Below are 13,012 nucleotides of genomic sequence, written 5' to 3'. Positions count from 1 at the left end.
ACCAATACCATATAACATATATGCCATAAGGAAACCTGCGATATGTCCTTTTATATTCATATTGCCCGGTTCAATGCATTTCAAAATCACTAATAAAATTCCTGCGATCCACCAGTATTTTTCAGCCCTTTTTCTGTGTTCAACAAAAAGCATACCTGCATAAAAACTAATCAGACAAGATGGTAACATCCGAAAAGATACCATCCCCGTTAAATTAATTTTCAGGGAAAGTATGTAAAAAAGAATCACTAAACCAAATGTAACCCACTTATATTCTTTCTTCATCCACGTAAGTAATGGATATAAGATATAGAGGAGGATGATCGCACCTATAAACCATTCTCCCAGAATATAATAATCATTTATCTTAAATGTAAGGTATCCATCCATTCCAATCAAAGACAAAATAATGCTGGCCGGGTTTCCTCTGTAAAACAAACTTTTATATCTCAGCACATCCCTTATATACATTAATCCCCATGCAATATAAAATGCCGGGAAGATAGATAATGCTCTTTTTTTATAAAATAATTTTAAATCATCTATTTTACTATGATTATAAAATAGTAATGCACCCGAAATGAAGAAAAATACTGTAACGTAAATATCTCCATAGGTAACACCACCAACATAATTATTAAATATATCCGGCCAGCCATATTCTACTGCAAAATGATACAATACAATTCCCAAACATGCTATTGCACGGATAAAATCAAATTGATCTAAAACAACTTTTTTCTTTCCCATAATTTTTCCTCATACTTTTTCATTCCTGATAACAATAATCTTATCTTATATTACATCCTGATACACTCAATGACAAATTCTTGTTATAATACGGATCGTCCTTTTCCAATATTTCTGCCCATTGTTTCTTAAAAAGTTTTTCATCATTTTCGTTGTTTCGCAGTTCGTTACTCCAACGCATCACTTTCACATACGGATTATAAACAACACTCATATGCTTATTTCTAATTTTCAGGCAAAGATCCACTTTTCCCAGTTCTCCTTTGTAATCCTCATCAAATCCATTCACTTTTTCAAATATATCTTTCTTCACCATCATACACGCACCTGCAACTGCACTATACTGCATCTGTGTAACAATATGTGAAAAATATCCATTTTCTCCTCGAAGTGTATACTCAAAGAGGCTTCCTGCAGTCCCATTCATTCCGATCACACAGCCCGCATGCTCTACTGTTCCGTTCTTATAATAACTTCTTGTCCCAACTACTCCGACATCACTTCTCATAGCCACGGAAACCAGTTCTGATATTCCTTCTTTGTCCGCATACTCTGCATTTCCAGCCAAGAAGATTAGATACTCTCCCTCTGCACAGCCAGCCCCTTCATTTTTCCGTTTGGCTGCTGTCCATATCTTTTCCCCTCGTTTTACACGTATTCGCTTATCCTGATACTTTTCAACGAATTTTTCTATTTCTTTCTTCTCTGTACAATCTACTATAATCACTTCATAATCCGGATAATCATTTGCTTTTATTGATTGCAAAGTTTTTCCCAGTAATTCCTTCTTCGTAATCTCATCAATAATGATCGACACTTTCGGTTTGTCTGCATATTTGTAACGTGTACGATACGTTCCGGGATATGCTGTTTCTTCTACATATGCATCCTTTAATCCGATCCGTTCATAGTGCTTTTGAATTGCTCTTCTACCCGCTTCAAAGGCATAGCGTTTACTTTCCGGATTTTCAGCCGTTGAATCCATATGTGCCCGCCAATGATACAATATCTTCGGAATATGATACACTGCATCTGTATTTTCCACACAGCGCAGCACAAAGTCATAGTCCTGAGCCCCATTATATTCTCCATTTAATTTCCCGGCCTGTTCTAACAGCTGTCTTTTGACCACAACCAGATGACAAAAATAATTAACCGAACACAGCAGATCCATATTCAAATCCGGCTTAAAATGTGGTTCAAAATATGTTTGTCCATCCATGGACACCTTATCCTCATCAGAATATATCATATCCACTTCTTGATTTTCATTGATGCACTTAGTACATTCATATAATGCATCTACCGATAATATATCATCATGGTCTGCAAATACGATATAATCTCCCGTTGCAATATCTATTGCAGCATTCGTATTCTCTGCTATCTGTAACGATTCTTTCGAACTAATGACTTTTATTCTGCTGTCACTGTGTTCCAATTCTTTCAAAATCTCTTTCAACGGGGAATCTCCCCCACTTCCATCCGACAGACAGAGTTCCCAGTTTGAATATGTTTGACCTTTGATAGATTCCACCAGTTCTTTTAGATATTTTTCCTGTGTTTTATATAATGGGACGACTATACTAAAACATGGCTGTTTATCAAACACCGTCTCTTTCTGCACTTCACGTATTGCCTCTGTTATCTTATGTCTTTCAAGCCATCGTTCATAGTCTTTCTGATCTTTATGCGTTGCCTTTTCATACAAAAGCCCCACCGTCTTTCCTATCCCGTATGCCTTTATATAGCTATCTATTTTCTTTATCTTTTCTTTCATAACGTCACCCTGTTCACCCGCACAGAAAACCTGCCACCGGCAACTTTTCATGCACGCTTTGGTATAATCCAAAAGGCAGCCAGATATAATTTCTGCCCGCCTTTTTATTACTTGAATAATTTATATAACCATCTCATAAATAACACAATATACGCAGCAAAACATAATGTTACGATATATGTTTCCAGATCAAATCGATGTGTCAATGTTCGCATAACACCGATTCCGTCAATCGGTGTTCCTGCATATACAAGTGCTTCCCCTTTATCGGTTCCCGGGGTATAAAAGATCTGTACATTTCCCACATCACACTTTGTAACCTGGAAATTTAATGTATATGCTTTATCCTTACAATCATTTACTCTGTCGAATTTCATCTTGAAGAATTTTCCGCTGCGTAATTTTCCAAGATTCTCCGTACCCTTGGCAACTACTTTACCAGTACTGTCATCTACAACTTCATATGCTACTAATACCTTTTCTTTATCCGGCACTGCATTCGCAGCCAGTTTTAATGAGATACCATCCATATACGCCTCTTCGCATACGAACTTCTGCGAAGCCGTCTGTCCGACTTCTAATACCTGCGCCTGAAATTTACTGGTATCACATGAAGTATCATAAACAGATACCGGCTTGTCAATAACCGCATATACTGCTGCGAGTACTATTATAATTAGAATAAGAAAAATAGTTTTTATCTTTGATTTCATTGTTTCAATATACTCCTATCTTATGAAGCACTGTATATTTCAGCGATGTTTCTGGACTCTCCTGCCATCTTCAGATTACCTTTGTCCAGCCACACTACCTTGTTACACAGTTCTTCCACCTGCTCAATACTATGTGATACAAACAATAATGTTGTTCCTTTATCCAGCATATTCTTGATACGGTTTTTACATTTTTCCTGGAATCTGAAATCACCTACCGATAACACTTCGTCTACAATCAGAATATCCGGTATTCCTATCGTTGCAATCGAAAATGCCAGTCGTGAGATCATTCCTGACGAAAAGTTCTTCACCGGAACATTCATAAAATCATGTAATTCCGAAAATTCCACGATATCATTATAGTGTTTTTCCATTTCCGCTCTTGGATATCCCAAAAGAGCACCATTCAAATATACATTCTCTTCTGCAGTCAAATCATAATCAAAACCTGCTCCCAGCTCGATCAGCGGTGCTACGGATCCTCTGACTGTCACACTGCCTTTTGTCGGTTTCAAAACACCGGCAATGACCTTAAGCATTGTACTCTTTCCACTACCATTTAATCCGATCAGTCCTAATGCATCACCCTTATTCACACTGAAGCTTACATCTTTTAAAGCCCAGAACTCTCCGTATGAAAGCTGCTTTTTCGCAGTCTTAATTACATATTCTTTAAAACTGGTCACTTTCTCCGATGCAAGGCTGAACCGCATTGAGACATGCTCTACACTAATAATCTCCTGATTATCCATATATCTTCTCCTTATATATCCAAAATAAAACTATCCTGTCGTTTATAAAATACATACAATCCAATCACAAGCATTACTACACATTCTACTGCAGCTATCAGGATAGATTTTATTCCCGGTAAAGAATTATACATCATTACACCACGGAACATCTGCAAGATATTCGTCAGCGGATTGAGTAATACAATCGGTTTTAACCACTCCGGTAAGATTGACATCGGATAAATTACCGGTGTCAGATACATCAGTGCTGTAACAAATACTGAATACAGATGCATAATATCTCTGAATTTTACAGCAATCGCTGATAACAGCAATCCCACTCCCAATGAAAACGCTACAATAAATGCCAGTGGAATCCATACCAGTAATACTGTATAATGTAGTTCCACACGCATGGCAAGCATAACAACGATCAAAGCTGTAAATGATGCCAGCAGATTTATGGTACTTGAAAATGTTCTTGCCAGAATGAACAAATATTTTGGTACATATACCTTTTTGATCAGCGGTCCATTGTCAATAATCGCTGACATAGAACAGGTTGTTACTTCCGAATAAAAGTTGAAGATCAGCTGTCCACTCAACAGATATACCGGAAAATATTCTACATCAAATTTAAAAAGATTCGAAAATACTACCGACAGAACGATCATCATAAATAACGGATTCAGCAATGTCCATAAAACACCCAATACTGATTTTCTATATTTAACCTTGATATCTCGTGCTATCAATTCTTTCAACAATGGTTGAAATTTCAAAAAATTTTGTACATACGTTGTCACGATTCTTCCTCCGATTTTATTGGTTATAATTGAACAATCTTACTAATTATAGCATTTTTTCGTCTGTTAGACAAGTCTCGCTTCTAATTTGCGCCGTACATCTCCAGAATTTCATCTGTTACATTTTCCCATGCTCTTTCTTTTGCGGTCTTAAGACCATTCAAATATAACTTCTGCTGCAATTCTTCTGAAGCGATCAGATTTTCAATCTTTTCACAGGCCTGACTGATATTTCCTGCCTTATACAACAGACAGTTTTCATTATCTTTCAGATATTCTACATTTCCTCCATTCGGAACCGCAAGCACATATCCACCGGTTGCCATCATCTCCAGCGGCGGATAAGAGAAACTTTCTAACAGACTGGTCTTTATCAGAATATCACACTGCGCATAGATCTCCGGAACCTTCTCATATGGAACTCTGTTAAAGAATTTATCCACTCGATATGTTTCTTTTGGCTCTGCATTATAGGACATATACCATACTTCATACTTTTCCGGATCTAATGCATCGATGATTTCAAATGATTCATCGACATTTTTATAATCAACCGCGCAGTCTCCTTCTACAAGAATCCGGATTTTCCCATCCAGACTTCTTTTATGCTCCGGAAATCTTTCGATTTCCAGCCCATTCGGTGCATACACAGACGTTTGTCCGAACTCTTCTTCCAGCCATTTCTGACACCATTTCGATATCGTGATAAATTTCACGTCTGTCGATGGTCTGTAAGACTGATTCGCCCGTATACGCAGCGGATCTGTCTCTTCGTAAAAACCCGCTTCATAATTTTGAACCAGATAATATTTGTTCACCGCATACGGATACTCTTCTACTACTTTCACCGTTGTCCACATGGTAGCGATCATATAATCGATCTTACCCGAAATCGTTGTATCTTCCAGATTGATCACCGGGAATCTACAGTCTTCGAATTCACACCACTTTTCATTGCAGTCTAATGTGAATATAGATACTTCATTTCCTTTCTTCTGTAACATTGCCGCATGCCTTAATGCAACTTTGATTCCACCGCTGATCTCTAATCCTGGCAGTACGAATACATAATTCGTACTTTTTTCTTCTTCATACAATTTTGCCAGACGTAATCCCGTTCTGAATGTTGCATAATTTTCTTTGCATTTTAAATAAGCATTTTCCGATATCTTCTTCCGATATTCCGGATCTTCTACCACTTTCCGCAATTCAGCTTCCCATTCTCCGGCATCTTTACATAAAATTCCGGTAACTTTATGTTCCACACAATCATGAAATGCTCCCACATCACTTGCAACAGTAACAGTTTTAACCAGAGCCGCTTCCATCCATTTATTTTCTGATTTTGCTTCATTAAAAATAGTATTTTCCAACGGTGCAAGATTAATATCCATTTCAGCTATGATCTCAGGCAGTTTCCTCCAGTCACTAAATGGCAGTTTTTTTACTCTTGCTTCAAAGGTCTTTAATTCATCCGGCAGATCTACTTCCCCCATCAGATACAATTCTACATTTTCATAATCGTTCATGATCGTTATGATTACCGGCAAGATCAATTCCACATCTGCATTATGTGTGATACTTCCACTGAAATATCCCATCTTAACCACATTTTTATTGTCAGGCTTATTCTTTAATGCCTGTTCCGATAGCAGAATCATCTCTTCTGATGCTACATTACGGTTAATATATACCTTAGGGCAGTAATTCGCCAGTTCCTTTTTCAGACAGTTCGTGGTCGTCGTAGCATAATTACAGCTTTTCAACATACTCTGCATGCTCATCACATTGGCATCATAAGCTTGTTTTTCTTCTACCGGCAGTGATGCGACATATTTGATCTGGTCTGTATATTTCGTATCGACAACCAGATCATCAATATCATATACTACTGTCTTATTCAAACATTTTGCCAACGCCACAAATTCTTTGATTGCCTCTGTCTCCGGACATCTAAAGAACACAAAGCTCCTGTAATAACGGATCGCATCCAGTTCCAGTTCCGTGAAATACACCTCATCTGTCGTGTAATTCATAGCTTCCAGCTGTTCTCTCTGATGTTTTACCCGGTATCTCCACGGATGCGGAAGATTTTCATTACAGCCACTAATGAACAGTACATCTTTATAGATTTTCTCTACACGTCTTCTTTTCTTGATCTGCTTTTTTATATATCCATTTGTTTTCTTTACACATCCACCAATACCGTCTTCCCGTATTGTATGAAATGCTTTTTTTGCCAAACTTGTTGTACCCATATTTTCTCCTATATCTTTTTTAATGCTTTCAACAACGGATGATAGAATTCATCCCCTGCTTCTATCGTCTCTTTCCATTTTTTCTTAAATAAATCACACTGTTTCCAATAGTCTTCTGCCGTGTTGTCTCCTGCATAAGCTACATCTGCAAAACATGCCCATACATTCCACAGACCTTTTTCTCTACTTCTCAAACACAGATCAATATCCGCACAATCTTGCATCTCTGTGGAAAAATCTCCTATTTTTTCAAATGTTCTTTCCGGTACCATCATACAGATTCCTGATGCTGTAGTCGTATTTCTTACATGACGCATATTCGCCTCATAACCCTGATCAGCTTTATCCATTCCTTTATTTATGACATGAATTCCGGTCAAAGAATCTTGATCCAGTACACCGCCGGCGAAATAACTCTGACCTTTATTATCCCATATATTGGCAGATACCACCCCGACATCCGGTCTCTGTGCATACATCAGCATTTCTTCAATCCATTCTTCTGATTCCGGTATGCAATACCCGCTAAGACAGATATGATACATTCTACTTGACTGTTCTCTTGCCTTTCTTATCCACTCATAAGCACTTTCTTCTTCAGTTCTGGAATAACCGAAGATCTTTACATTCTTATCTGATACAGATGTCACTTCTTTGCTATTACAGATAATTTCTAACGGTCTGTAGTGTGTCTTTTTTAACAGCTTATCGATATAACCGCCTATATCTTCCTGTCCATTCTCCCATATATATATACTTACTACCGGTGTATTTTCCAGATCATATTTGATTCTGTAAATCGTCTGATATGGCAGATTACACTCTACCTGCCCATATTCATTTGTTCTTTTCAGCTGCTCACCGATTGCCCTTTTCGCAGAATCTACGGCATACTGTTTTACGGATAAATCCATCGACACTGATCCTGCATGTACACGCCAGTAATAAAGAATCTTTGGAATGTGCACTATCTTCCCTGCTTTTTCAGTCAGACGCAGTACCATATCGTAATCCTGACTGCCTTCGCATTCCTTTCTATACAGCTCTGACATTCCATCTAATAAGTTTTTTGCAAACACAACAAAATGGCAGATATAATTATGTGATCTTAATTCATCTTTTCCAAATCCTGATTTACAGACAATATCGTTTGAATCTTCTACGGATTCCCTGAATTTCATTTCATCTGTAAATACGAAGTCTGCACCATCCTGAATTCTTTTTGCACATTCATATAATGCTGATTCGTGCAATATATCGTCATGATCCAGAAGTCCCAGATATTCACCGGTGGCAAATTGTATTGCCTGATTTGTATTACCTACGATTCCTTCATTCTTATCCAATTTTCTGTAAACAATTCTTGTATCTTTTTCAGCATATTTCCGACACAGTTCTCCCACAGCATCATGTCCATCATCACTTCCGTCCGCAAGACACAATTCCCAGTTGGCATACGTCTGACTGCATACAGATTCAATCAGCTGAATCAGGTAGTTTTCCGGTGTGTTGTATAATGGTGTAATTATACTTATCTTTATATTCTTTTCGAATACTTCTTCTCTTTGTCTTTTACGTTCGTTATCATCAATCAAATGATAGTTTTGAATAATTTTCAGTTCTTCTTTTTGCCTTTTCTGATTCTGAATACGTCGTTCGATCGGTTTTACGATTCCCTCTTTTTTTACTTTCGTAATGATTCTTTTTATTTTAGAGCACATGTTGTACCTCGCTTGTAAATGTATAGTAGCAGTATCCTAGGATACTGCTACTATACTATACATCACTTTTCTGTTTTATTTCAATCTATTTACTATTAAAAGTATGAAGATATCGAATTACACCCTCTTATTACATGGATGTCTTAAGTCAAAATTATTTTCCAACAAGGTTAGATTCGGATTATAATACGGATCACCATTATAAAGAATGTCAAACCACTTTTCATGGAATTTTTTAATCTCACCCATAAAGCGTTTTATCTTTTTTTCATTATCTTCCATTCCTCTGGATTTTGATTCATAATGATATAATTCCGCATAAGGATTATACACGATCAGATAACCCGCCTCGCGAATTTTCAAACAAAAATCAATATCATTGAATGCCACAGCCAGATCAGGGTCAAATCCATTTACTTTTTCAAACGCTTCTTTTTTCACCAGCATACAAGCTGCTGTAACTGCACTACAGTCATGTGCAATAATCACCCTTCCGAAATATCCCGGTGTGTCATGTGGCAGACCAGTAAATACATGTCCAGCTACTCCCTGTAATCCTACGATTACTCCTGCATGCTGAATTGTTCCATCCTCGTAATAAAGTCGTGCTCCTACTGCTCCTACTTCATTTCTCAGACAATACCCCATCATTTCTTCCAGACAGTTTTCATTTATAATTTCTGTATCATTATTCAGGAACAGATAATAATCTCCCTTCGCAAAGGTAACACCAAAATTATTGATAGCTGAATAGTTGAACTCCTTCTCCCATTTCACTACTTTTACTTTCGGATTTTCTGCTTCCATTTTTTTATAATATTCAAATGTACGTTCTTCTTCACTATTATTTTCAACAATAATATATTCTACATTCTTATATGTTGATTTCATTTCAATTGAAGTGATACACTTGTCCAAATCTTCAATATGATCTTTGTTCGGAATGATAATTGATATTAACGGTTTTTCCTGTAATTGATATGTGCTTCTGTAAATTCCCAAGTATTTTGTTGACTCAACCTTTGCATTTATGCCAACTCTGTCATAATGAGCCTGAACAGCTCTCGCCCCTGCTTCAAATGCATATAATTTGCTCTCAGGATTCTCTGCTGTAGAATCTTTATGCGCTCTCCAGTGGTATAAAACTTTAGGAATATGTACAACATTTTTAGCATGTTCTACACATCTTAAAACAAAATCATAATCCTGTGCTCCATCAAATTCTCCATTCAGATTTCCTGCTTTTTCATACAATCCTTTTTTTACCACCGTTAAATGGCAAAAATAATTTGTTCCTCTTAACATATCAATGTTAAAATCTGATTTAAAATGTGGCTGGAAATAAATTTTCCCATCCATAGAAATCTTATCCTCATCGGTATAGATCATATCCACATTTTCATTCTGATTGATTGCCTTCACACATTCGTAAAATGCATCTGGTGTCAGCAAATCATCATGATCCATGAATGCGACCCAATCACCTGACACTAATTCTAATGCCTTATTTGTATTATCAGATATCTGCAACGGAAAATCGTTGCGAATTACCTTTATTCTTTTATCTTCATTTTCATACTTTGTCAAAATATCTTTTAATGGTGATGGATTTCCACTTCCATCCGAAAGGCACAGTTCCCAATTAGAATAACTTTGTCCCTTTACTGAATCGATCATTTCCTTTAAAAATCTCTGATCCGTTTTATATAATGGTACAACAATAGAAATTTTAGGTTCTATTTCAAACGCTTGCTCGCTCTGCTCTTTCAACTGTTTTTTCGTTGGAACATACAACCTTCTCCAGTATTCATACATTTCATGATTTTTACGGGATAATTTCATTTCAACACGTTCGAACACATCTTTTATTCCGTATTTCTTCAGGTAGATCATGCCTTTATCTTTATATCGTTTTACCTTGTTTACACCTTTTTTCACAACGGATGCTTTGAGTGTCACACCATATTTTGCGCTTTTATTTCCTTCTTCCAAATAAACATAAACAACTTTCGGTACATTTCCTTTGTATACAATCTCAAAGCCATATACATCCTCTTCCGTGCATTCCGGATATTGGTTAAAAACATCAACTCTCTTTTTTTCTTTTATTTTTACTGGCAAAATATTCTTTTTTTCGTCTTTTACTATAATATCAACTTTATTCTGATATATACACCATCCCTTTATAACAAAGCCCTTTTCACTTACTTTTTCACATTCGACATATTTTTCAATCCGATTTTTATTTTTCACGAGTTTTGCTACAGAAATCTTATACTCTTCTTTTTCTTTCTCATTCAGACAATTTATTACTCTGATTTTTTGTCCTTTTTCCCAGTTTCCCGGCAATTCCACTTGCAATTCATAAATATATTTTGCCCTACTCGTTCCAAGCTCTGACGATAATGCAATGCCCTGATTAATTTCCTCATCAATTGCTACGTTTAATTCCTTCTGATCCAGCATTATTTTCAAAGAATTATTTTTTTTACATCCCTCTTCGAAATATCCCTTAATGAGTAAGGTGTTTTTCTTTTTCATATGAAATCTATACAGTACAACTTCAAATTTATTATACATTTCTTCCTCCTGCTACCGTACTTCACCGCATATTCCAAATATAATATTCTCCAACGGTCGCATAATATTGATATCCATCTTTTTCTAACCATTCACCACAATTTGGATTTTTTACAACAATGCAGTCTACATTTAAATTTTGGATTTCTTGTTTAAGTTCTTCGTATGTAGTTTCATTAGGTTCCGCAACAAATCCATCGTATTTTTGTTGTGTATACCCTTTATATTCTAAATTATTTGTTCCATTAAATCTTTCCAATGCCGACAGCGATACAACATCTGGTGCAAATGTTCTGACAGAAACTGCTAAAAAATGCAATGTTCCATCAATCAACACAGCTTTTGGCATGACAATATTTATTTTCTTATCTTTTTCCTTTGCCAATTCTTCTAATTGGTGTCCCAATTCAATTGTTGAATCTGGCGCAAAATACATATTATGTCTAATAACACTCAGGCAAAGTCTCATATCAGCTTTTTTGCATTCCTCTTGTGGTAAAATTTCCCCTCCATACTTTTGAAATCCTGCCAGCATCATCGAACAACTTAATATACCAATCAATCCATAAGCAATTCTAACAACAAAATCCTTTATATGTATTTTCCGCAATATTATGTATATATATACAACATTCAATATAATAAAATAATACGCAACTGCCGACCAGGCTCTTCCTCCTACAAAATCATATACCGAACATTCTTCAAAAATGTCATTACACTGAGGTACTGCTATCATCGCTATCATAAGTAATACGTGCGCATTCAATTTATATATAACTTGTTCCCGCATAAAGAAACTTACTAAAAATATAATAATACACGGATAAATAAGTAAAGAATTTTTTGTAGAAATGATATCCGCTTTCACCGTTTTTTGAATAGATTCAGAATTAGGAATTATAATTCCTAAAGCAATATATATAAAAGCTAATGCAAAGCTAATTACTTTGCCTTTTTTTTCAAAATTCTGCCATAACGCCACAATACCTGCTGCAACGCCACTTACAATAATGATTGGAAGTGCAATAGTTGACTTCGATATCAAAACAACACTAATAATAATACAATATACCAGACTCTGTACAATATTCTTCTTTGCATCAAATTGTAGCAAAACAACTCCAAACAAAAGACACCCAAATAATTTTACAAATGATGCACCTAAAAACATTCCTGTATTCAAATGAAATCCATCTCTAAGCACTAATATCCCTGTGTCTGACAAAAAAATGTAATATGCACACATTAATGGAACTATTCCCAATACATATTGCGCCATCTTAACATTCGCTTTTACATTCAATTTGTCAATAATTATTTCCGCTACCCATTTGATTAGATTCAAATATAGAAAATAATAAAAAGCTGATTGAAAAAGTCTCAGAAATAATGTCGGCATTACTCCCAACACTTTCACATATACTGATGCTTCTAATTCCCATGTGTTAACAATATAACTATTAAATCCAGTATTCATTGTTCCTACTGAATAATTATAATTTCCTCCAATTGGTGAATATGGAAGAGTTGCCACTTTTGTAATATAATAACCATCATCTTGATGATTACCTAACCAAAAACCAGCATAATAAAACAACAGCATAAATATCATAACAGCACCAACTACATATATCATCCAGTTATCTGTTAAATACTCTTTGAGC

At 35.9% G+C, this 13,012-nt stretch carries 9 protein-coding genes; all 9 read right to left on the bottom strand.

What is annotated here, in order from left to right; all coding sequences use genetic code 11:
* A partial coding sequence (locus NCY30_RS13690; protein ID WP_250818814.1) for an acyltransferase family protein occupies positions 1-750 on the bottom strand: 750 nt, incomplete at its 3' end.
* 40 nt (positions 751-790) lie between these two features.
* The gene (locus NCY30_RS13685; RefSeq protein WP_022415792.1) at positions 791-2,530 is read right to left on the bottom strand and encodes a glycosyltransferase family 2 protein; all 1,740 of its coding nucleotides are present in this window, start codon (positions 2,528-2,530) and stop codon (positions 791-793) included.
* A gap of 107 nt (positions 2,531-2,637) precedes the next feature.
* Complete coding sequence (locus NCY30_RS13680; RefSeq protein ID WP_246945584.1) at positions 2,638-3,243, bottom strand: hypothetical protein; 606 nt, start codon at positions 3,241-3,243, stop codon at positions 2,638-2,640.
* Between the two features lie 20 nt (positions 3,244-3,263).
* On the bottom strand, positions 3,264-3,998 hold the full coding sequence (locus NCY30_RS13675; protein WP_022415790.1) for an ABC transporter ATP-binding protein: 735 nt from the start codon (positions 3,996-3,998) through the stop codon (positions 3,264-3,266).
* Positions 3,999-4,009: 11 nt separating this feature from the next.
* Complete coding sequence (locus NCY30_RS13670) at positions 4,010-4,786, bottom strand: ABC transporter permease (protein ID WP_195369437.1); 777 nt, start codon at positions 4,784-4,786, stop codon at positions 4,010-4,012.
* An 83-nt stretch (positions 4,787-4,869) separates the two neighbouring features.
* Positions 4,870-7,044, bottom strand: a complete 2,175-nt coding sequence (locus NCY30_RS13665; RefSeq protein WP_250818813.1) for a glycosyltransferase — start codon at positions 7,042-7,044, stop codon at positions 4,870-4,872.
* An 8-nt stretch (positions 7,045-7,052) separates the two neighbouring features.
* Positions 7,053-8,765, bottom strand: a complete 1,713-nt coding sequence (locus NCY30_RS13660) for a glycosyltransferase family 2 protein (RefSeq protein ID WP_055181855.1) — start codon at positions 8,763-8,765, stop codon at positions 7,053-7,055.
* A 117-nt stretch (positions 8,766-8,882) separates the two neighbouring features.
* On the bottom strand, positions 8,883-11,345 hold the full coding sequence (locus NCY30_RS13655; protein ID WP_055181856.1) for a glycosyltransferase family 2 protein: 2,463 nt from the start codon (positions 11,343-11,345) through the stop codon (positions 8,883-8,885).
* 22 nt (positions 11,346-11,367) lie between these two features.
* A partial coding sequence (locus NCY30_RS13650; protein WP_250818812.1) for a hypothetical protein occupies positions 11,368-13,012 on the bottom strand: 1,645 nt, incomplete at its 5' end.

This window comes from Dorea sp. MB18-49 (assembly GCF_023669465.1).
GTDB lineage: Bacteria > Bacillota > Clostridia > Lachnospirales > Lachnospiraceae > Dorea_A > Dorea_A longicatena.
The sequence above is the reverse complement of the archived record's forward strand: the minus strand, read 5'-3'. Positions and strand labels throughout refer to the sequence as shown.